Here is a 21,015-nt window from a genome sequence, read left to right on the forward strand (position 1 = left end):
TCGTTTGGCTCAGGAAGGACTTCAGTTTAAGAACCTGCGGCCTATAATAAAAAACGCGTTATGGGGGAAAATCCCCCGGAAAAATCGCGTGGAGAATGACGTGGCATCCCTGATCTATTCCTTTGCCCAACTTGAGGCGTTCACCGCCGTCGCTGAGCACGGCAGCCTGATGAAGGCGGCCAGTAAACTCGGCAAAGATCGTACAACCTTGCGGGATCTGATCGATTTTCTTGAGGATGGGCTGGGCTACGCTCTGTTCCTGCGGGAGGGGCGCAGCCTGCGCCTGACGCCGGAGGGGGAGCAGCTTCAGCGGCAGGCGCACCTGCTGATGCGGCAGGTCAAAGCATTTGAGGCGTTTGCCCGATCGGTGCCCGACAGCGCCACGCAGGACATTGCCCTCGTTTACGATCCGTTCACCCCCAGAGCTTTTTTACAGGCGCTGATTGCCACACTGGCGGCGAAAAAGATCCGCCTGAGCCTGACCAGCGCATCGCGCGATGAGGCGGAAGCCATGCTGGCGGACGGTCAGGCCGATCTGGGGATCTGCCAGGCGCGCAACCGCAGCGTGGGCAATGAGATGGAGTGGCGGGCGCTAGGGGCGATCGAAATGGATTTTTACGCCGCAACGACGCTTTTTGCGGAGGTTGCGTCGCCGGTGTCGCTGCTCGATCTCTCTCTGGTTCCGCAGGTGATTATGCATGCCGCGTCAGACGAGCCGGTTGCCCGTCGCCTGCAAATTTCAGGGCACACGCTTTTCACTAACGAACTGGAGATGCTGCGCGGCCTGCTGGAGCAGGGCTGCGGCTGGGGGTTTTTGCCGACCCATCTTCACGCAACGCAGTGGAAAAATGTAAAAAGGCTGCCCACCGAAGTGGGCAGCCAGGGGATCGGTCAAACGATGGTGACGATCTGGAAACCGGGCAGCGACAAGCGCGGGTTAATTAATGAAACGCTGTCGCTGCTGCCGTCATTGTGGAAAGACTCAGCGCTGTGAACAGCCTTTGCACTGCTTGTTCTGGATCTGCTGGAAGAAGTCGTTGCCTTTGTCATCCACCAGGATAAACGCCGGGAAGTTCTCCACTTCAATTTTCCAGATCGCTTCCATACCCAGCTCCGGATAAGCGACGCACTCCAGGCTCTTGATGCTGTTTTGCGCCAGCACCGCCGCCGGGCCGCCAATGCTGCCGAGGTAGAAGCCGCCGTGTTTATGGCAGGCGTCCGTCACCTGCTGGCTGCGGTTACCTTTCGCCAGCATGATCATGCTCGCACCGTGGGATTGCAATAAGTCCACGTAGGAGTCCATACGCCCGGCGGTGGTTGGACCTAAGGAGCCAGACGCGTAGCCTTCTGGCGTTTTGGCCGGGCCTGCATAGTAAATCGGGTGATCTTTGACGTACTGCGGCAGGGCTTCGCCGTTATCGAGCAGCTCTTTCAGCTTCGCATGGGCGATGTCGCGCGCCACAATAATGGTGCCATTCAGCGACAGGCGGGTGGAGACCGGGTGCGCGGAAAGCTGCGCCAGGATATCGGGCATCGGCTTGTTCAGATCAATGCTTACTACGTCGCCTTCCCCCTGCTGGCGCAGGGATTCAGGAATATACTGGCCCGGATTGTGCTCCAGCTTCTCAATCCAGATCCCCTCGCGGTTAATCTTCGCCTTGATGTTGCGGTCGGCGGAGCACGAAACACCCATGCCGATCGGGCAGGAGGCACCGTGGCGCGGCAGACGGATCACGCGAATATCGTGGGCGAAGTATTTCCCGCCAAACTGCGCGCCAAGGCCGAGGTTTTGCGCTTCCTGAAGCAGTTCCTGCTCGAGCTGGACGTCGCGGAACGCCTGGCCGTGCGCGTTGCCTTCGGTTGGCAGGCTATCGTAGTAGCGCGCAGAGGCGAGCTTGACGGTTTTCAGCGTAGCTTCCGCGGAGGTGCCGCCGATAACAAAGGCAATATGGTACGGCGGGCAGGCTGCGGTGCCGAGGGTCCGCATCTTCTCAACCAGGTAGTTTTTCAGCTTCGCCGGGGTAATCAGCGCCTTGGTTTCCTGGTAGAGATAGGTTTTGTTGGCAGAGCCGCCGCCTTTCGCCATGCACAGGAATTTATACTCGTCACCGTCGACACTGTAGAGGTCAATCTGTGCGGGCAGGTTGGTGCCAGTATTCACCTCTTTATACATATCCAGCGCCGCATTCTGCGAGTAGCGCAGGTTGTCTTCAATATAGGTGTTATACACGCCCTGGCTCAGCGCGGCTTCGTCACCGCCGCCGGTCCAGACGCGTTGGCCTTTCTTACCCATAATAATCGCGGTGCCGGTATCCTGGCAGGTCGGCAGCACGCCTTTCGCCGCAATCTCGGAGTTGCGCAGGAATTGCAGGGCAACGTACTTATCGTTCTCGCTAGCTTCCGGGTCGCTCAGAATAGCCGCAACCTGCTTCTGGTGAGAGGTGCGCAGCATAAACGCTGCGTCGTGGAAGGCCTGCTGGGCCAGCAGGGTCAACGCCTCTGGCTCGACTTTCAGCACTTCCTGACCGTCGAACTCGGCAACGGAAACGTGCTCTTTGGTCAGCAGATAATATTCGGTGTCGTCATGCGCGAGTGGGAAGGGGTTCTGGTAGATAAAGGGTTTGTTTGACATAGCTTGCTCCACAAAAATTTAACCGCCGGAGGAAATGTCCGGCGGTCAGAAATCAGAACATCATGGACATCCACGGGTAACCAATCAGCAGCAGAGCTGCCAGGAAAATGGCACCGAAGATGGTGCCGAGGCGCCAGTAGTCTTTGGTTGGCAGGTAGCCGCTACCGTAGTAAATCGGGCTTGGGCCAGTACCGTACGGGGTGATGATCCCCATCACGCCCAGCGAGGTCACCATCAGCAGGACGAACACTTCCATATTCATGCCCGGAATGGTGGAGGCAATCGTCAGCATCGCTGGCAGTAGCGCGGTAGTGTGCGCGGTGGTGCTGGCAAACAGGTAGTGCAGCAGGTAGAACGCCAGCAGCAGGACGATGGTGGCCACACCCGGAGAGATACCGCTCATCAGCATGCCGCCTTCTTTACCCAGCCAGCTGATAAAGCCGGTGGAGGAGAGACCATCCGCCAGTGCCACCAGGGTGGCGAACCAGACGAAGGTATTCCACGCGGCTTTGTTGCCGGTGATGTCGTTCCACTCCAGCACGCCGGTCCACAGCATCAGGCCAACGATCAGCAGGGCAGCCATGGCCGGTTCAATCCACGCCGCGGCGAAGATCCACATCAGCAGCGCGCAGCACACGAATACCAGCAGCAGAATCTCATTGCGCGACAGTTTGCCCAGTTTTTCCAGTTCGCGGGTCGCCCACAGTGGTACTTCATTATTTACCTTCACTTCTGGCGGGTAGAACCAGTAGGCCAGCAGCGGCATGGTCAGGATCAGCAGGATACCCAGCGGCAGGAAGGCGAGGAACCAGGTCCCCCAGGAGATATCAATTCCAACGGTGCTTTTCACCAGCGCCAGTGCCAGCAGGTTAGGTGCCAGAGCGGAAAGGAACATCGAGCTGGTGATACAAGCCGCGGTGATTGCCACCCACATCAGATAGGAACCGATTTTGCGCGCGCTTGGGTCGTTGGGTTTTGAACCGTACAACGGCGGCAGGTTAGCGATAATCGGGTAGATGGTCCCGCCGCTGCGCGCGGTGTTGGACGGGGTGAACGGGGCCAGCAGCAGGTCCGCGAAGGTAATGGCGTAACCGAGCGTCAGGCTGCGACGGCCCAGGTACTTCACCAGAATCAGCGCCAGACGGCGGCCGAAGCGGGTTTTGTCGTAGCCTGCGGCGAACATAAAGGCACCGAAGATCAGCCAGACGGTGGAGTTACCAAACCCGCTCACCGCCCATTTAAAGGAGGCGCCCGCCAGCTTGAATTTCGGGTCAGCCAGCTGTTCCGGGCTAAAGAGCACCCACTGGCTGCACAGCGCAATCGCCACGACGCCGGTGAGGCCGATTACGGCGCCCGGCAGCGGTTCGAAAATCAACCCGACGATGACGCCGACAAAGATAGCGAAGTAGTGCCACGCATATGGCGGCAGCCCTTCCGGAACGGGGACAAACAACAGCAGGACGGCGACAATGACGGGCAGGGCCATCATCAGCAGGCGTTTTGCTGTTCCATTTGATGCCAGATTCGCCGCAGGAGGCGTTACAGCAGTTTTTGTTTTCATAGTTTCACGTCTTAAGTTGTCAAAAATTCGTCGTACAGCGAAAACACAAATTCGATTGCTTTATTCGTTTTGCTTTTTTTAGTTATTTAAGGTGCGTTTTTGTGTTTTCAGTAATAGCGATTTAACGCATTATTGTTTGCGCTAAATAAAAAATGATGATGTTTTTATATTGCGCCTTTAGATGCCATTACTATTGATCGCGATCAAAAAAACAGAATTGAGGACGTAATTTTATACTTTTTATAATAACCACTCTGAGTAGTGTGGTTATTCGCTATTTTTAAGCATTTTATTTATCAATTTTATAACATTATTAGTTTGGGTTGTATTTTACCTTTTGATTTTAAAGTGTTTTTTGGTGTGTATGGTGTATTGGCTTTACCATTGTTGATTTAACTTTTTTTAAATTAATGTGAACGTATAAAACATTCGCGCTAACACCAATGTGTTATTAATGTTATCGCAGGGATTAAATAGTTTATTAACTAACGTAATGACTTTAGAAACTAAAAAAAGCTTTATATTAATGTCATGACATCGGCAAAAACACGAAATAAAAAATCCATACCGATAACGAATTCTTAATTTTTAAAGTTTGGAGTTTCTATTATGAGCACTAACGAACGTATTTTAAGCCCCTTCACATTACCGAATGGTACTGAACTGAAAAACCGTTTGTTAATGGCCCCGATGACAACCTGTACGGGGTATTACGATGGCACCGTGACCAGCGAGCTGGTGGAGTACTACCGTGCCCGCGCTGGTAGCATCGGCACCATTATCGTTGAATGCTGTTTTGTTGACGATCTCGGCCTTGCGTTCCCGGGCGCAATTGGTATTGATAACGACGAAAAAATCGCCGGACTGGCAAAAATCGCTGACGCCATTAAGTCCAAAGGTTCCAAAGCCCTTCTGCAAATTTACCACGGCGGCCGTATGGTCGACCCAAAACTGATCGGCGGCCGCACGCCGGTTGGCCCAAGCGCGGTTGCCGCGCCGCGTGACGGTGCCGCGACGCCGGTTGCTCTGACTTCAGAAGAAGTGGAAGGCATGATCGGCAAGTTCGGCGAAGCCGTACGCCGCGCAATTCAGGCCGGCTTCGATGGCGTCGAAATCCACGGGGCGAATACCTATCTGATCCAGCAGTTCTACTCCCCGAACTCTAATCAGCGCGACGACGAGTGGGGTGGCAGCCGCGATAACCGCGCGAAATTCCCGCTGGCGGTGCTGGACATTACCCACAAGATGGTGCGCCAGTATGCGGACGACGCGTTCATCGTTGGCTACCGCTTCTCACCGGAAGAGCTGGAAGTCCCCGGCATTCGCTTCGAAGACACCCTGTATCTGCTGGAAAAACTGGCCGCTCGTGGGGTGGATTATCTGCACTTCTCCCTTGGCGCCGCCCTGCGTCCTTCTATCGTCGATACTCAGGACCCGACGCCACTTATCGAAAAATACTGCGCCATGCGCTCTGACACGCTGGCGCAGGTACCGGTGATGGGCGTTGGCGGCGTGGTGAATGCCACGGATGTGAATGAAGCGCTGGATCACGGTTACGACCTGATAGCCGTTGGCCGCGCCACCATCGCCTATCCGGACTGGACCGATCGCATCGCGGCGGGCGAAAGCCTGGAGCTGTTTATGGACAGTACCCGACGCGAAGAACTGAGCATCCCGGAACCGCTGTGGCGCTTCTCGCTGGTGGAAGCGATGATCCGCGACATGAGCATGGGCGAATCTAAATTCAAACCGGGCACCTTTATTGAAAAAGTGCAGGACGATGCTAACGAACTGGTGATTAACGTCAGCCTCGAAACCGACCGCATCGCCGATATCGAACTGGCCTCCGGCCCGAGTGAAGACGTCGAGTTTGTCACCAGCTTCGAAGAGATCCGTACCCGAATTCTGGATGCCAATACCCCGCACGTGGATGCTATCACCGGCGCAACCAGCCAGAGCGAGGCGGTGAAAAAAGCGGTCTCGAAGGCGATGCTGAAATCCAGCAAAGCGCTGGCGGCAGAAGAGGGCGCTGACCCGAATGAGACTAAAAGCGTGGACGTGGTGGTGGTCGGCAGCGGCGGTGCCGGTCTGGCGGCGGCGATTCAGGCGCATGACGAAGGCGCGAGCGTGCTGATCGTTGAGAAAATGCCGACTATTGGCGGGAACACCATTAAAGCCTCTGCCGGTATGAACGCGGCTGAGACCCGCTTCCAGCGCGTGAAGGGCATTCAGGACAGCAAAGAGCTGTTCTACCAGGAAAGCCTGAAAGGCGGTGGCAATAAGAACAACCCTGAACTGCTGCGTCGCTTTGTCGAGAACGCGCCGGAGGCCATCGAATGGCTGGCAACGCGCGGCATTATGCTCAACGACATCACCACCACCGGCGGGATGAGCATCGACCGTACGCACCGTCCGAAAGATGGTTCCGCGGTGGGCGGATATCTGATTAGCGGCCTGGTGCGCAATGTCAACAAACGCAACATCGAGGTGATGCTGGATACCTCCGTGAGCGACATCATCTTCGAAAACGGCGAAGTGACCGGCGTGCGTCTGACCACCGAAGAGAACGAAACCCTCACCGTGGCAACTAAAAGCGTAATTGTCGCGACGGGCGGCTTCAGCGCCAACAGCCAGATGGTGGTGAAATACCGTCCGGACCTGGAAGGGTTCGTGACGACTAACCACAAAGGCGCAACCGGCGGCGGTATCGCACTGCTGGAGCGTATTGGCGCAGGCACCGTCGATATGGGCGAAATCCAGATCCACCCAACCGTTGAGCAGAAAACGTCGTACCTGATTTCCGAATCCATCCGCGGCGGCGGGGCGATTCTGGTAAACCAGCAGGGCAACCGCTTCTATAACGAAATGTCGACCCGCGACAAAGTCTCGGCGCAAATCATCGCGCTGCCGGAGAAATACGCTTACATCGTCTTTGACGAGCATGTTCGCGCCAAAAACAAAGCCGCGGATGAGTACATCGCGAAAGGGTTTGTCACCAGCGCCAGCTCGCCAAAAGCCCTGGCGGAAGCGCTGGGGATGGATCACCACCAGTTCCTGGCAACGCTGGAACGCTACAACGGCTTTGTGGAAAAACAGCATGACGATGATTTTGGCCGCACCACCGCGCTGCGTGCGCCTATCAACGAAGGGCCGTTCTATGCCATTCAGATTGCGCCGGGCGTGCACCACACCATGGGCGGTGTGACCATCAATACAGAAACCTGCGTGCTGGACAGCAACCACAACGTATTGCCGGGAGCCTTTGCTGCGGGTGAGGTTGTCGGGGGTATCCACGGCGGTAACCGCATCGGTGGTAATGCGGTGGCAGATATCATTATTTTTGGTACGCTTGCCGGACATCAGGCGGCTATGCGTTCGAAAACACGGTAAGGCTCCTGTTTCCCCGGCGGCGCGGTGCTTGCCGGGGCTACATCTGAGGACTTATGTAATGCCTGATAGCCATCGCGTTTACAGCTACAACGCCGTTCTGATGGGCTCGCCCATCCTCCTGAAACTCTTCTCCCATGACGAAGCTCTCGCGTCCCGCGTGTTTCGCCTGATCAAACAGTACGAAGATCTCCTCACCGTCAACCGTGCGGATTCGCAGGTGATGGATGTCAACCATGCTGCCGGTCAGCATCCGGTTGTCGTCAGTCGCCCGGTGTTTGACCTGATCCGCTGCGCGAAAGCGGCCAGCCTGCCTACAGACAGTGCGTTCAACCTGGCGATAGGTCCGCTGGTCAAACGCTGGAAAATTGGCTTTAAGGGGGACGCTGTACCGCCCGCGGACGAGATCGCCGCCTTGCTGAGTATCACGGATCCTGCGAACGTGGTACTGGATGACGCCAACAGCAGCGTGTTTCTTACACGCCAGGGAATGGAGATCGATCTGGGGGCTATCGCCAAAGGTTATATCGCCGACAGGGTGCGGGATTACTTGCATAAAGAGGGCGCCGAACTCGGGTTGATCAACCTTGGCGGCAACGTCCAGACGTTAGGCTCGCCGGAGGACGGCTGGCACGTCGGCCTGAAAAAACCGTTCGCCGGTGATGCGCTGATTGGCGCCATAACGGTAGAAAACCGGTCGGTTGTGACGTCAGGCACCTATGAGCGCTACTTCGAGCAGAACGGCAAACGTTATCATCACATACTTGACCCGCGTACCGGCTACCCGCTGGATAACGAACTGGACAGCGTGACGATTATTTCGCAAGACTCCCTCGACGGTGATATCTGGACCACGCTGATCTACGGCATGGGCGTGGAGCAGGGCTGCGCCGCGCTGCGTTTGCGCCCCGATATTGAAGCCATTTTTGTCACCAAAACAAAAGAAGTGGTGATCTCCTCGATGCACCACTTCCGTTTTACCCTTCTTGACGACAGCTACCGAATTACTGGCAGTACTGTTTGAGCAGGCCGACCTGTTCCGGCTGCAAACGGTAGCGATATACCGGTCGACCGGTGGCGCCGTAGTGAATGCTGGTGAACAGGATATTGATTTGCGCCAGCCAGATCAGGTATTTGCGGCAGGAGACGCGGGAAATGTTGACCGCATTCGCCAGATCGTCGGTGGAAAATTCTATCTCCGGATGGCTGTCGATCCACTGGCAAATGGTGCGCAGCGTCTGCGGCGTTAAGCCTTTCGGTAATTTTTTGCTGTCGGCCAGCTCCGGCGCGCCGCCGTGGATCAGCCTGTCGACGTCGGCCTGTTCATAATACTGATGCGAGCCCATCAGACTGCGCTTTGCCTTCCAGCCGTTCAGCGCCTCTTCAAAACGCGGGAACTGGAACGGTTTAATCAGGTAATCCACCACGCCATAGTGTATCGACGTCTGGATCGTTGCGGCGTCGGATGCTGACGAAATCATGATAACGTCAATCGGGCGGCCCGATGCCCGGATGATGGGCAATAGATCCAGCCCGTTATCCTGCTGCATATAGACATCCAGCAGCACCAGATCGATCGGCTGGCCTGGGTTTGCGATCAATGCTTCGGCCTGGTTGAGCGTGGAAGCGACGCCGCAGCAGTTAAAACCCTCAACGCGGTTAACATACAGACGGTTGAGGTCGGCTACCATGGCGTCATCATCGACAATTAATACATTTATCACGCGATATTCCTCTCGCTATCCCAGGGGATCTGAACAAAAAATTGGGTAAATACGCCAGGCTCCGACTCGACGGTAATATCTCCGCCCAGGTTCTGGATCTGCTGACGTGCAAGGAACAGCCCAACGCCACGGTTTTCACCTTTTGTTGAGTAGCCCTTTGTAAAAATAGCCTCCAGCCGCTCGGGATCAATGCCGGGACCGTCATCGCTGACCTCACCGCTCAGCCAGCCGTTCTGATAATGCAGCAGCAGGCCGATCTCGCCTTCCGGCTGACCTTCCATCGCATCCAGGGCATTTTCGATTAAATTGCCCAGCACGGTGATCAGAACCGCAACCTGCTCTTCATTGCTGGTGTCAGGAAGCTGACTCTCTTCCGCCAGCGTCAGGGTCACTCCCGCCTCTTTGGCGCGGTTGATTTTACCCAGCAGGAAACCCGCAATGACCGGCGATTTAACCTTGCGCTGTATCGCGCCGATATCCGTCTGATAATTCTGTGCGGTCTGGATGATGTACTCTTCCAGCTTATCGTAGCGCTTCATGTGCAGCAGGCCGAGGATCACGTGCAGCTTGTTCATAAACTCATGCGTATGTGAGCGCAGGGCATCAACATAGTTGACCATACCATCGATACGCTGCATTAACTGGCTGATTTCGGTTTTATCGCGGAAGGTGCTGATTGCCCCGATGACCTGATTCTGGCTTTTCACGGGGACCATGTTGCACAGCAGTAGCCGTCCGTTACAGCCGATCTCCTGATCCTGGCGAGCAATGCCGGTTTTCGCCACTTCCCGCAGGCTGACCAGCAATGGTTCGCCGCTGCTCTCGGAGTGCTCACCCGAGCTCAGGAGCAAAATTTCTCTGGCGGTGTGGTTAATCATCGTCACGCGCCCGTGCATATCAACAGCCATCACGCCTTCGCGCAGGGACTGCAACATGGCCTGGCGCTGCTCAAAGAGGGCAGAGATCTCGTAAGGCTCCAGCCCGAAGAGAATACGTTTCAGAACCCGGACCAGACCCCATATCGCCACTGAGCTCATCAGAACGCTGAATAAGATGGTCCACACGGCATTGAGCCGACCGCGGGCAATCTGATCTTCAACTTTATTCAGCGAAATACCCACCACGACCACGCCGATCTGGTCGTGCCGATCGTCATAAACGGGCGTAAAGACGCGCAGTGCTTCCGCGAGTGCGCCGCGGTTCACGGAGACATTCTCTTTCCCTTCGAGGGCGGGCGTCAGATCGTCGCCAATAAAATGCAAACCTAACAGCGCTTCGTTTGGATGGGAATAGCGGATCCCACGCAGGTCGGTAACCACGGTAAACAGCAGGTCGTTGCGCTTCGTCACCGCCTGGGCAATCGGCTGGATGATGCCGGCCTGCGGCGATTCCATCAGACCACGCTTGATCTCCGGGCTGTCGGCCAGCGTTCGGGCGATACCCAGCGCAGTATCTTTCACGTCATCGCGCGTGGCACGGGTGATCTGTACAGAGTACAGCGCGAAGACCACCAGCAGCACAGAGCCGATAATGGCGCACACCATCAGCGTAACCAGCGTATTCAGCTTCATAGGGCGCTTGCGCGTCGGGGGGAAGGGCTGCAAATCGCTCATTAACACTCCGCGATGAAAAAGAAAGGGCTAATTATCGCTGATGACGGGCATTTCATAAAGCCATGTAAAGAGAGGCGTTTCGTGAGCCTTCTCTCATGTGACCTGTATAAAACACTTTATAGTGTGGGGGTACTCATAATAAGGAGGCAGTTTATGAGCATTATGCTTACCGGTACGGCCAGGGAAAGACGGCACGCCAGCACGATGAACATCGACAGATTATCTACGCTGGATATGCTTAATGTCATACACCAGGATGACGCACAAATCTCTTCTGCACTTACCCCTCACTTAAGTATGCTGGCTCGCGTGGTGGATAACGCGGCGGCGACGCTTAGTCACGGCGGACGTCTGGTGCTGATCGGCGCAGGCGCGTCCGGAGGCGTGGCGAAGCAGGCGGCAGAAGCGTTCGCGCCGGGAAAACATCCGGTCATTGCGATGACAGCAGGCGATAACGCCGGAAGCTACGCGCGCGGCGTTGCAGACCTTCAGACGATAAAATTCGGCGAGCACGACATGATGCTGGCGCTGTCCGTCAGCGGCAAAACGCCATGGGTTTGGGGCGCGATGCGTCATGCGTGGTCTCTGGGCTCAACGGTCGCGCTCATTACGGAGGATGCGCAAAGTGAAGCGGCGCAGCTGGCGAGCATGGTTATTGCCCCCGATCTGGGCGCGGATGTGGTTGCCGGGTATACCAACGCCAAAGCGGGCATTGCGCAAAGCATGATAATGCATATGGTCACCACCGGTCTGGCGATACGGACAGGACGGGTGTACAGCAACCTGCGTGTTGATCTGGAGGCAAGCAATACCAGATGGGCCGAGCGACAAATTGCCATTGTAATGGAAGCGGGGGGATGCTCCCGGGCGCAGGCGAAGGCGGCGCTGGAAAGCTGTAACCATCAGTGTAAAACGGCGGTGCTAATGGTGCTGACGGGTATGGATGCCTGGAAAGCACATGAATTACTGGCGCAGAATAACGGGTTTGTTCGCCTGGCCTTGCAGGAAGCGCCGTAATATTTCAGCGTCAAATAAAAAAAGCCCGCGTTGCGGGCTTTGCTATTTATGGGGATCAGAACTGGTAGATCATACCGATGCCAACGATGTCATCGGTTGCAATACCGTTGTCATTGTAGAAGGCATCATCTTCGTCCAGCAGGTTGATTTTATAATCAACGTAGGTGGAGAAGTTCTTGTTGAAGCTGTAGGTCATGCCCACGTCGATGTAGTTAACCAGATCCTGGTCTACATAGTCATAACCATTGCCTGGATGATAATCGTTACCACCCAAATCGATGCCTTTTGAATAGACCCACGCCAGGGATGGACGCAGACCGAAGTCAAACTGGTACTGCGCTACGGCTTCAAAGTTCTGAGTTTTGTTGGCGATGCCATCGTTGCCGTACGGAGTCATGTTGCGGGTTTCCGCATACATCATTGCCAGGTAGACATCATTCGCATCGTATTTTGCACCGATTGTCCACGCTTCCGCACGTTCACCGCCGGCATATTTGCTGAAGCGATTATAGGTACCTGCGCCGTAAGCAACCTGGTCGTTGGTACGGTCAGACGATGAATAAGCGGCACCCAGCGACAGACCGAAATCGAAGTCATAGGTAGTTGACATACCGAAGCCGTCGCCGTTCTGGAAACGAACATCATCATGGCCGTTTTTGGTGCCTTCCTGATTTTCGTTTGCGTTAGCACCTTCATTATCACCCTGATATTGCAGTGCAAAGTTCAGGCCGTTAACCAGACCGAAGAAGTCATTATTACGGTAGGTCGCCACACCGTTAGTACGGCCAACCATATAGTTGTCGGTCCAGGTATAGGAGTCGCCACCAAATACTGGCAGCATATCGGTCCAGGCTTCAACGTCATACACGACGCCGTAATTACGGCCATAATCGAATGAGCCATATTCGCCGTATTTCAGGCCAGCAAAGGCCAGACGGTTAAAAGAGGTGTCGCCTGCGCCTTCGGTATCGTTAGCGTAGGTTTTATATTCCCACTGGCCGTAACCAATAAGATCGTTATTAATTTGTGTTTCGCCTTTGAAACCAATCTGGACATAGGTTTCATCGCCGTCGTCGCCTGGGTTGTCGGAGAAGGTATGACGTGCATCAACTTTACCGTACAGGTCAACTTTGTTGCCGTCTTTGTTATACATTTCCGCCGCATTTGCTGCGCCAGCCATTAATAACGCGGGTACGAGAATTGCCAGAACTTTTCTTTTCATTATATATTCCCTTTAAATATAAATTGTCTGAATATATGTAATTACCCTCCGTAACTACATGGCTGATACTATTCTATGGATTATTATTTAGGTTCAAAAATAAATGTAATTAAACTGGTAAAAATATTACAAAATATTTCTTTTTATCTCTTTATTTTTCGCGTGAATTAATTCATTGAAAATATAGCGGGTAATTATTATTAAGTATTTCTAAATTCTATTTATTAAGGATTTTGATTCGGGTGTATTATAATTCATTCTCTTTTGAGCAACAGGATGGGATGATGGAACTTGCGCAGTGGCAGCACCGTTTTGAGCGCTGGCTCGACGAAAATCATTTTACTGATGATGCGGCGCACGATATCGCCCATTTTCGCCGCGTCTGGATGACGGCGCAGGCCATTATGGCTGACGGGGATTGCGATCCGCTGGTTGTGTTGACCGCATGCTACTTCCATGACATTGTCAGCCTGCCGAAAAATCACCCGCAGCGTAGCCACTCCTCGCGGCTGGCAGCGCGAAAAACGCGTGAGATCCTGAGCCGCGATTTTCCTGATTTTCCGCCCGATCGGTATGCGGCCGTTGAGCATGCCATTGAAGCGCACAGCTTCAGTGCCGGTATCGCGCCGCAAAGCCCGGAGGCCAAAACGGTCCAGGATGCCGACCGGCTGGAGGCGTTAGGCGCCATCGGCCTTGCGCGCGTCTTTGCCGTGTCCGGTGCGCTGGGCACCGCGTTGTTTGATGCCGACGACCCGTTTGCCGGGGCGCGTGCGCTGGATGATAAAGCTTTCGCGCTCGATCACTTTCAGACCAAACTCCTGCGCCTGCCGGACACCATGCAAACCGCACGGGGACGCGAACTTGCGCGTCACAATGCCGATTTTCTGATCCAGTTTATGGCGAAGCTGAGTGCCGAATTACAGGGCGATTACCTCGGAACCGACAGCCAGATATTGACCCATTTCCGTCGCAGTGTGCGATCCTGAACTGTGGTACTCTGTTTTCTGTCTTTATTGTCCGGTTAAGAGAATGCAGGAAAATCGATCAGTGACTGTGCCCGCGCCTGAGCGGGTTGAGAAATCAACGGCAGCCGTGCAGGCACTCCTGCGTCAGCTGCTGGAAATGTACGATGCTAAAACGCTGGCAAACCAGCTGGTGGCACATGGCGAGAGCCACTGGAGCCCGGCAATACTCAAGCGACTGCTGATAAGCGACAGGGCAGGGCACCGCCTGAGCGACGGCGAGTTCTGTTATCTGCGTAACCTGCTGCCGCACCCGCCTGCTGCGCATCCGAATTATGCCTTTCGCTTTATCGATCTCTTTGCCGGTATTGGCGGCATTCGCCATGGCTTTGAAGCTATTGGCGGGCAGTGCGTGTTCACCAGTGAATGGAACAAACATGCCGTCCGCACCTATAAGGCGAACTGGTACTGCGACCCCGACGAGCACCAGTTCAATGCCGACATCCGCGACGTCACCCTGAGCCACAAAACCGGCGTCAGCGACGAAGAAGCCGCTGAGCACATTCGCAACACCATTCCGGCGCACGATGTGCTGCTGGCAGGCTTCCCGTGTCAGCCGTTCTCACTGGCTGGCGTGTCGAAAAAGAACGCGCTGGGACGTGCGCACGGCTTTGCCTGTGATACGCAGGGCACACTGTTCTTTGATGTTGCCCGGATTATTGATGCCCGCCGCCCGGCAATTTTTGTGCTGGAGAACGTCAAGAATTTAAAGAGTCATGACGGCGGCAAAACCTTCCGCATTATCATGCAAACGCTGGATGAACTGGGTTACGACGTGGCGGATGCAGAGGACATGGGGCCGGACGATCCGAAAATTATCGACGGCAAACACTTCCTGCCACAGCACCGCGAACGCATCGTGCTGGTGGGATTCCGCCGCGATCTCAATCTGAAAGGCGATTTTACGCTGCGCGATTTGCCCTCGCTGTATCCGGCGCGCCGTCCGACAGTGGCCGATCTGCTGGAGCCCGCCGTCGATGCGAAATTCATTCTGACGCCAGTGCTGTGGAAATACCTCTATCGCTATGCCAAAAAGCATCAGGCCAAAGGCAATGGCTTTGGGTTTGGCATGGTCAATCCGCTTAATCCTGACAGCGTGACGCGTACGCTGTCGGCGCGCTATTACAAAGATGGCGCGGAAATTCTTATCGATCGGGGCTGGGATAAGGCGCTGGGCGAAAAAGATTTCGACGACCCTCAGAATCAACAGCACCGACCGCGGCGCTTAACGCCGCGCGAGTGCGCCCGCTTAATGGGCTTTGAGGCGCCGCAGGGCTACAGTTTTCGCATTCCGGTGTCGGATACACAAGCCTATCGTCAGTTTGGCAACTCGGTGGTGGTGCCAGCCTTTGCCGCCGTCGCAAAACTGCTGGCCTCACGCATCAGCAAGGCCGTTCAGCTGCGTCAGAGTGAGGCCGTCAATGGCGGACGTTCACAATAAGGCCACGCGGAGTAAAAACATGCGTGCCATCGGCGCGCGTGATACCGCGATCGAAAAACGGATCGCTGGCCTCCTTACCTCCATCGGGTTTGAATTCAGGGTTCAGGATGCCACGCTTGCCGGGCGTCCTGATTTCGTGATCGATGCGTATCAATGCATCATCTTTACCCACGGCTGTTTCTGGCATCATCACGACTGCTATCTGTTTAAAGTCCCGGCGACACGCACCGACTTCTGGCTGGAGAAGATTGGCAGGAACGTCGAGCGTGATAAACGCGATGTTTCGCAGCTTTACGCCCAGGGCTGGCGGGTGCTGATTGTCTGGGAGTGCGCACTGCGCGGAAGAATGAAGCTGAATGACGTGGAACTGACGGAGCGGCTGGAAGAGTGGATCTGCGGCGGCGGTCAGGCCGCGCAGATCGATACCCAGGGCATTCACCCGATCACGGTTTCTCCACCTCACACGCCGTGACAATGGGTTTCGCGGGCAGTAAATATTTACCCAGCGTGACCAGCACCACGGCAAAGACAATCACGCCCAGCGCCAGCCATTCAATCGTCGACAGCACTTCGCCCGCAAAACCGGTACCCAGCAGCACGGCAACCACCGGGTTAACGTAGGCGTAGCTGGTGGCAACCGCCGGTGAGACGTTGCGGATCAGGTACATATAGGCGTTGATGGCAATAATCGAGCCAAACAGGGCCAGATACCCGACGGCCAGGAAACCTGAGAGATCTGGCATTGCCGTCAGTTTTTCACCCGTCAACGCCGAGGCAATCAGCAGCACGATGCCTGCCGCGAGCATTTCAATGGCACCCGCCATCATCCCGGAGGGCAGCTCAATGCGGGAGCCGTAGACCGAGCCGAAGGCCCAGCTCATCGAGCCGATCATGATCATAACGGCAGCCCAGGGGTTTCCGCTCAGGTTTCCGCCGCTGTTCAGCATGATAATACCTACAAGCCCAATCGCGATGCCCAGCCATTCGAGCTTACGGGTGCGGATCCCGAACAGACGACTAAAGCAGAGCGTAAACAGCGGCACGGTCGCGACGACCACGGCGGCGATGCCCGACGGCACGTTCTGGTGTTCGGCGACGGTTACTGCGCCATTGCCCACCGCCAGCAGCAGCAGGCCAATCAGGGCGGCGTTAAGCAGGGGACGCAGCGGCGGTAGCTTGTGGCCGCGCAGCAATAAAAACGCCATCAGCAGCACGCCAGCCGTAAGGAAACGAATACCGGCCATCATCAGCGGGGGCCAGCTTTCCACGCCAATACGAATGACAAAGTAGGTGGATCCCCAGATGATATACAGGGAAAAAAGTGCTCCAATGAGCGGTAATAAATGCCGAAAACGCATAGTCCCTCACGACGAAATAAAAAGTTCGCTCATAGTTAACGCCAAAACTATCGGGCTGGCGAGTGCTTTAATTGTGTTGTTAATGTGAAATTTTTGTTGACGTGAGGTGCCTGTTTCCGGGCGCTGAGTTTTGTTCCATACTATTCACTTAATTAGCAAAAAAAGAAGGATAGAGATTTTGGCAGGAAGTAGCTTATTAACATTACTGGACGATATCGCCACCTTGCTGGATGACATTTCAGTCATGGGGAAACTGGCAGCGAAAAAAACCGCCGGGGTACTGGGGGATGACTTGTCACTTAACGCGCAGCAGGTCAGCGGCGTGCGGGCGAACCGTGAGCTGCCGGTGGTGTGGGGCGTAGCGAAAGGGTCCTTTATTAACAAGGTGATCCTTGTTCCGCTGGCGCTTCTCATTAGCGCCTTTATACCCTGGGCCATTACGCCATTGCTGATGATTGGCGGGGCGTTCCTGTGCTTCGAGGGTGCCGAAAAAGTGTTGCATATGTTTGCCGCACGCAAAGAGAAAGACACCCCGGAAATGCGCCAGCAGCGTCTGGAAGCGCTGGCCGCGCAGGATCCAAAAACGTTCGAGCGCGATAAGGTCAAAGGTGCGATCCGTACTGACTTCATCCTTTCGGCCGAGATTGTGGCGATTACGCTTGGGATCGTATCCGAAGCACCGCTGATGAATCAGGTCATGGTGCTTTCGTTGATTGCCATTCTTGTAACGGTTGGGGTGTATGGGCTGGTCGGTCTGATCGTCAAGCTGGATGATATCGGCTTCTGGCTGGAAAAAAAATCCAGCGCCATTGCCCGCGTTATCGGCAAAAGCCTGCTGGTGCTGGCGCCGTGGCTGATGAAAAGTTTGTCGATAGTGGGAACTCTGGCGATGTTCCTGGTCGGCGGCGGTATTATCGTGCACGGCGTTGCTTCGCTGCATCATGCAATTGAACATCTGGCGTCGGGACATGGTTCGGTGATCGCCGCCATTCTGCCGACGCTGCTTAACCTTGTGTTGGGCTTTATCGTAGGTGTCATTGTGGTGGCAGTGGTCAAGCTGGTAGAAAAAGTACGCGGAAAATCGCATTAATTTTTGCTGACCCCGGATGCAAAAAGACCATTCCTCGTCTAAATTGAAAACGTTTCACCCTGATACAGGAGGCAGGTATGGTCTTTTTGGTCAGTGATGAAGTTAAGCCAAAAAATGGTGGTCCATGCATGATTGTCACCGGTTATTCCAGTGGAATGGTGGAGTGCCGGTGGCATGACGGATACGGCATTAAGCGGGAGGCTTTTCGTGAAGATGAGCTTCAGCCTGGTGATAAAAGGCAAAAACGCGATAAGGCTTAATCACACAACGCCCGGCCTTGCCGGGCGTTTTTACTGGCAGAAGACTTATCATATCGGATGGTGAGCGACACTCAGGGAGTGCGTGTGCAGCACAATACCTTTGTTGTAAAACAATCTTTTTTGCAGTGGCTGCATAAGCGTAGCAATCCCCGTTTGGTTGTTAACCTCTGTTTTATCGTTGTCCTGATCTTTTCCACCCTCCTGACCTGGCGCGAAGTTGTGGTACTGGAAGATGCCTATATCTCCAGTCAGCGTAACCATCTGGAAACGGTTGCCAGTGCGCTGGACAGACAACTCCAGTTCAGCGTCGATAAAATGCTGTTTTTTCGCCACAGCATGCGTGATGCGCTGGAAACGCCGCTGGCGTTTGGCGTGCTACATGATGCGGTAAAGCGTTTTGCCCGTTTGCGCGCATCCCCCACCTGGCAAATTGAGGTTGATAAACAGCGCACATTGCCGATCAACGGTGTGTCTGATGCCTTCGTTGAAAAGACCACCCTTCTGAATCGCGATGATGAGTTTCTTGATAATGAACTGTCCGCCGCGCTTGAAGTGGGGTATTTATTGCGTCTGGCATCCAGTTCTTCCGGCAACGAAGAGCGCGTGATTTATGTTTCTCGCGCCGGATTCTTTCTGGAAACGGATACGCCGGAAAATGCCAGCGATATCGTGCAGCGTTACTACTATCTGGTCACTCAGCCCTGGTTTACCCAACAGTCCGAGCGTGGGAACCGTGCGCGTGCCGTGCGCTGGTTTATCTCGCCTCCTTCCTCCTTTGTGGGCAAGAAGCCGCTGATCACCGCCAGTGTGCCTGTTTATTACAATCACGTCTGGTATGGCGTGGTGGCGATGGATTTCACCTTTGCCACCCTGCGTCGTCTGCTGGTGGAGGCCGTAGGCGATAACCCGGAAGGGGAATACCAGCTGTATGACAGTCGTCTCACCCTGCTCGCGACGTCTGGATCATCTGCTGCGGACGTTAATCATTTTGACGCGCCCGAACTAGCGCAGATAGCGCACGCAATAGAATCGGATTCCGAAGGCGGCATTCGCCTGGGGAGTCGTTTTGTCAGTTGGGAGCGTCTCGACCACTTTGATGGCATCGTCCTGCGCGTGCACACCCTGGAAGAAGGGGTGCGCGGCGATTTCGGCAGCATCAGTATTGTGCTGGCATTGCTTTGGGCGCTGTTCACCGCGATGCTGCTCATCTCATGGCTGGTGATCCGGCGCATGGTCAGTAATATGTATTCGTTGCAGAATTCGCTGCAATGGCAGGCCTGGCACGACCCTCTGACCCGGTTGAATAATCGTGGGGCGCTGTTTGAGCGGGCGAAAATACTGGCGAAGCAGTGTGAACAGCAGGCGCTGCCTTTCTCTGTCATCCAGATCGATCTTGACTGCTTTAAGAGCATTAATGACCGGTTCGGGCACCAGGCGGGTGATAAGGTGTTGTCCCATGCTGCGGGGCTGATTGCCAGTACCCTGCGCACTAAAGATATTGCCGGGCGCGTCGGCGGCGAAGAGTTCTGTGTGGTGCTGCCCGGCATGACGCTTGAAGAGGCGGCGGAAGTTGCAGAGCAGATCCGTGAGCGTATCGACAGCAAAGAGATCCTGATTAAGAAAAGTACTACCCTGCGCGTGAGCGCGTCGTTTGGCGTCTCTGGCGCGCAGGAGAAGGGCAATTATCACTTCGAAAATCTGCAATCCACCGCCGATGCGCGTCTGTATGAGGCGAAACAGCGCGGGCGTAACCGGGTCATCTGGCAGGATCACGTTAAAAAGTAATCAAGCCCCTCGCGCCAGCCGGCCGGTCCGGTGTGCTGAGTGCGATAAACCCGTGTGGGATCGTTGTTCTTAAGGCTGACCCCCTCCCGGTTGAAGCCTTTCACCACCACGGCGAAGGCTACGCTGTCCAGCAGAGGGGCATCATTGGGGCCGTCGCCCAGGCCCAGCGTTGTCGGGTCAAATCCGTCGTGCAGGTGATACTGTTCCACAAGCCAGTGCACCGCCACGTCTTTGCCACAGCTCGTGTCCAGAATATGCCAGAAGCGAGCACCCGGGACGATCTTCAGCCCCTGCCGGGCCAGTTCGGCTGCGAAGCGTTTCATTTGTTCATCACTGTCACGCCAGATCAGCGTCACGGAAGCCTCGTGTTTACGTGCAAGCGCCGCACGGGGACGGCTTAGCCCGGTCCATTCGGCGACCACGCGCTCATCCACATCGTCGAAGGTGGTGAATTTCAGATGCATCTCCTGGCGTACCCGGGCAATAAACTGCCAGATATCGTCATGCTTCTTTTCTGAGATGAACCGTGCGGCGTTTTCCCACCGTACGTCAGGCTGGATCACCGCGCCGTTTTCCGCAATGTAGGGCAGCCCGCCAAGGCCAAGTTCCTGCTGGATGTCACGCATTTCGGACGCGGTTTTGCTGCTGCACAGAATGACTGGTACCTGTTCATCCTGTAATCTCTTCAGCCAGGAAGCGGCAGGCTGCCAGTCGAGAGTGTGAAAATCCAGCAGCGTACCGTCGAGATCGGTAAAGACGAGCAGAGTCTCCTTTAGCGAAGGCATAACGTCTCCTGAATAATGATGTTCATCTAAGAAAAGTCTTAAAAAAACTCAGCATTGATGTCCCGTTGAAGTGGAAACGATCCCGATAAACCCACACGCAGCGCATGATTATACTCAT

General features: G+C 55.1%; 17 protein-coding genes. 10 read left to right on the forward strand and 7 right to left on the reverse strand.

Annotated features, from left to right (window positions below):
• Positions 1-88: 88 nt before the first annotated feature.
• A complete protein-coding gene (locus tag AC4OVS_RS08200) occupies positions 89-994 on the forward strand; it encodes a LysR family transcriptional regulator (protein WP_491922312.1) in 906 nt (301 codons plus the stop codon).
• On the opposite strand, the gene fumA is transcribed toward AC4OVS_RS08200, so the two are convergent.
• Together fumA and AC4OVS_RS08210 are read right to left on the reverse strand one after the other, a co-directional pair.
• On the reverse strand, positions 983-2,632 hold the full coding sequence (gene fumA / locus AC4OVS_RS08205) for a class I fumarate hydratase FumA (protein ID WP_063135752.1): 1,650 nt from the start codon (positions 2,630-2,632) through the stop codon (positions 983-985). The genes AC4OVS_RS08200 and fumA overlap by 12 nt on opposite strands.
• 52 nt (positions 2,633-2,684) lie before the next feature.
• Complete coding sequence (locus AC4OVS_RS08210; RefSeq protein ID WP_072201094.1) at positions 2,685-4,193, reverse strand: anion permease; 1,509 nt, start codon at positions 4,191-4,193, stop codon at positions 2,685-2,687.
• Between the two features lie 609 nt (positions 4,194-4,802).
• Here AC4OVS_RS08210 and AC4OVS_RS08215 point away from each other — a divergent pair.
• Both AC4OVS_RS08215 and AC4OVS_RS08220 read left to right on the forward strand, forming a co-directional pair.
• Positions 4,803-7,583: a flavocytochrome c gene (locus tag AC4OVS_RS08215; protein WP_046619333.1), complete on the forward strand. Its 2,781-nt coding sequence runs from the start codon at positions 4,803-4,805 to the stop codon at positions 7,581-7,583.
• A 58-nt stretch (positions 7,584-7,641) separates the two neighbouring features.
• Positions 7,642-8,604: an FAD:protein FMN transferase gene (locus AC4OVS_RS08220; RefSeq protein WP_155019320.1), complete on the forward strand. Its 963-nt coding sequence runs from the start codon at positions 7,642-7,644 to the stop codon at positions 8,602-8,604.
• On the opposite strand, the gene dcuR is transcribed toward AC4OVS_RS08220, so the two are convergent.
• Both dcuR and AC4OVS_RS08230 read right to left on the reverse strand, forming a co-directional pair.
• Positions 8,585-9,304, reverse strand: coding sequence for a two-component system response regulator DcuR (gene dcuR / locus AC4OVS_RS08225; RefSeq protein ID WP_022648568.1), 720 nt, complete (start codon positions 9,302-9,304; stop codon positions 8,585-8,587). The two genes, AC4OVS_RS08220 and dcuR, sit on opposite strands and share 20 nt — an antisense overlap.
• The gene (locus tag AC4OVS_RS08230; RefSeq protein WP_032624010.1) at positions 9,301-10,917 is read right to left on the reverse strand and encodes a sensor histidine kinase; all 1,617 of its coding nucleotides are present in this window, start codon (positions 10,915-10,917) and stop codon (positions 9,301-9,303) included. The genes dcuR and AC4OVS_RS08230 overlap by 4 nt, the downstream gene beginning before the upstream one ends.
• Positions 10,918-11,070: 153 nt before the next feature.
• Between AC4OVS_RS08230 and AC4OVS_RS08235 the strand changes: the two genes are divergently transcribed.
• Positions 11,071-11,934 carry an N-acetylmuramic acid 6-phosphate etherase gene (locus tag AC4OVS_RS08235; protein WP_023300495.1) on the forward strand — a complete coding sequence of 288 codons (864 nt, stop codon included), beginning with the start codon at positions 11,071-11,073 and terminating at the stop codon, positions 11,932-11,934.
• Positions 11,935-11,989: 55 nt separating this feature from the next.
• Here AC4OVS_RS08235 and ompC read toward each other — a convergent pair whose 3' ends face one another.
• Complete coding sequence (ompC, locus tag AC4OVS_RS08240) at positions 11,990-13,156, reverse strand: porin OmpC (protein WP_491922313.1); 1,167 nt, start codon at positions 13,154-13,156, stop codon at positions 11,990-11,992.
• A 284-nt stretch (positions 13,157-13,440) separates the two neighbouring features.
• Here ompC and AC4OVS_RS08245 point away from each other — a divergent pair, with 284 nt between their 5' ends.
• Genes AC4OVS_RS08245 through AC4OVS_RS08255 form a run of 3 tightly spaced genes read left to right on the forward strand, consistent with a single transcriptional unit; the run spans position 13,441 to position 16,091 of the window.
• Positions 13,441-14,142: a phosphohydrolase gene (locus AC4OVS_RS08245; RefSeq protein ID WP_165715656.1), complete on the forward strand. Its 702-nt coding sequence runs from the start codon at positions 13,441-13,443 to the stop codon at positions 14,140-14,142.
• Between the two features lie 43 nt (positions 14,143-14,185).
• Positions 14,186-15,619, forward strand: a complete 1,434-nt coding sequence (locus AC4OVS_RS08250; protein ID WP_114138773.1) for a DNA cytosine methyltransferase — start codon at positions 14,186-14,188, stop codon at positions 15,617-15,619.
• A complete protein-coding gene (locus AC4OVS_RS08255; RefSeq protein WP_491922314.1) occupies positions 15,600-16,091 on the forward strand; it encodes a very short patch repair endonuclease in 492 nt (163 codons plus the stop codon). Before AC4OVS_RS08250 ends, AC4OVS_RS08255 begins: the two co-directional genes overlap by 20 nt.
• On the opposite strand, the gene yedA is transcribed toward AC4OVS_RS08255, so the two are convergent.
• Positions 16,063-16,977 carry a drug/metabolite exporter YedA gene (gene yedA, locus AC4OVS_RS08260; RefSeq protein ID WP_022648561.1) on the reverse strand — a complete coding sequence of 305 codons (915 nt, stop codon included), beginning with the start codon at positions 16,975-16,977 and terminating at the stop codon, positions 16,063-16,065. The two genes, AC4OVS_RS08255 and yedA, sit on opposite strands and share 29 nt — an antisense overlap.
• A 175-nt stretch (positions 16,978-17,152) precedes the next feature.
• On the opposite strand from yedA, the gene AC4OVS_RS08265 reads away from it, so the two are divergent.
• From AC4OVS_RS08265 to dgcQ, 3 genes are all read left to right on the forward strand, one after another.
• On the forward strand, positions 17,153-18,067 hold the full coding sequence (locus AC4OVS_RS08265; RefSeq protein WP_169441341.1) for a DUF808 family protein: 915 nt from the start codon (positions 17,153-17,155) through the stop codon (positions 18,065-18,067).
• 77 nt (positions 18,068-18,144) lie between these two features.
• Entirely contained in the window at positions 18,145-18,327 is a 183-nt protein-coding gene (locus AC4OVS_RS08270; protein WP_022648559.1) for a YodC family protein, read from the forward strand.
• 84 nt (positions 18,328-18,411) lie between these two features.
• Positions 18,412-20,112, forward strand: a complete 1,701-nt coding sequence (gene dgcQ / locus AC4OVS_RS08275) for a cellulose biosynthesis regulator diguanylate cyclase DgcQ (RefSeq protein WP_126490207.1) — start codon at positions 18,412-18,414, stop codon at positions 20,110-20,112.
• Here the strand turns inward: dgcQ and AC4OVS_RS08280 are convergent.
• Positions 20,097-20,897 carry a mannosyl-3-phosphoglycerate phosphatase-related protein gene (locus tag AC4OVS_RS08280; RefSeq protein WP_252065411.1) on the reverse strand — a complete coding sequence of 267 codons (801 nt, stop codon included), beginning with the start codon at positions 20,895-20,897 and terminating at the stop codon, positions 20,097-20,099. The genes dgcQ and AC4OVS_RS08280 overlap by 16 nt on opposite strands.
• Positions 20,898-21,015: the final 118 nt, after the last annotated feature.

The sequence above is a fragment of the Enterobacter sp. 4974935 genome (genome assembly GCF_058661735.1).

Excerpts from the sequence above, each read along its gene's own strand:
- ompC (WP_491922313.1), bottom strand. The coding sequence starts at position 13,156 with ATGAAAAGAAAAGTTCTGGCAATTCTCGTACCCGCGTTATTAATGGCT.
- AC4OVS_RS08220 (WP_155019320.1), top strand. The coding sequence starts at position 7,642 with ATGCCTGATAGCCATCGCGTTTACAGCTACAACGCCGTTCTGATGGGC.
- AC4OVS_RS08255 (WP_491922314.1), top strand. The coding sequence starts at position 15,600 with ATGGCGGACGTTCACAATAAGGCCACGCGGAGTAAAAACATGCGTGCC.
- AC4OVS_RS08280 (WP_252065411.1), bottom strand. The coding sequence starts at position 20,897 with ATGCCTTCGCTAAAGGAGACTCTGCTCGTCTTTACCGATCTCGACGGT.
- AC4OVS_RS08215 (WP_046619333.1), top strand. The coding sequence starts at position 4,803 with ATGAGCACTAACGAACGTATTTTAAGCCCCTTCACATTACCGAATGGT.
- AC4OVS_RS08235 (WP_023300495.1), top strand. The coding sequence starts at position 11,071 with ATGAGCATTATGCTTACCGGTACGGCCAGGGAAAGACGGCACGCCAGC.
- AC4OVS_RS08245 (WP_165715656.1), top strand. The coding sequence starts at position 13,441 with ATGGAACTTGCGCAGTGGCAGCACCGTTTTGAGCGCTGGCTCGACGAA.
- AC4OVS_RS08230 (WP_032624010.1), bottom strand. The coding sequence starts at position 10,917 with ATGAGCGATTTGCAGCCCTTCCCCCCGACGCGCAAGCGCCCTATGAAG.
- AC4OVS_RS08210 (WP_072201094.1), bottom strand. The coding sequence starts at position 4,193 with ATGAAAACAAAAACTGCTGTAACGCCTCCTGCGGCGAATCTGGCATCA.
- yedA (WP_022648561.1), bottom strand. The coding sequence starts at position 16,977 with ATGCGTTTTCGGCATTTATTACCGCTCATTGGAGCACTTTTTTCCCTG.
- AC4OVS_RS08250 (WP_114138773.1), top strand. The coding sequence starts at position 14,186 with ATGCAGGAAAATCGATCAGTGACTGTGCCCGCGCCTGAGCGGGTTGAG.
- AC4OVS_RS08270 (WP_022648559.1), top strand. The coding sequence starts at position 18,145 with ATGGTCTTTTTGGTCAGTGATGAAGTTAAGCCAAAAAATGGTGGTCCA.
- fumA (WP_063135752.1), bottom strand. The coding sequence starts at position 2,632 with ATGTCAAACAAACCCTTTATCTACCAGAACCCCTTCCCACTCGCGCAT.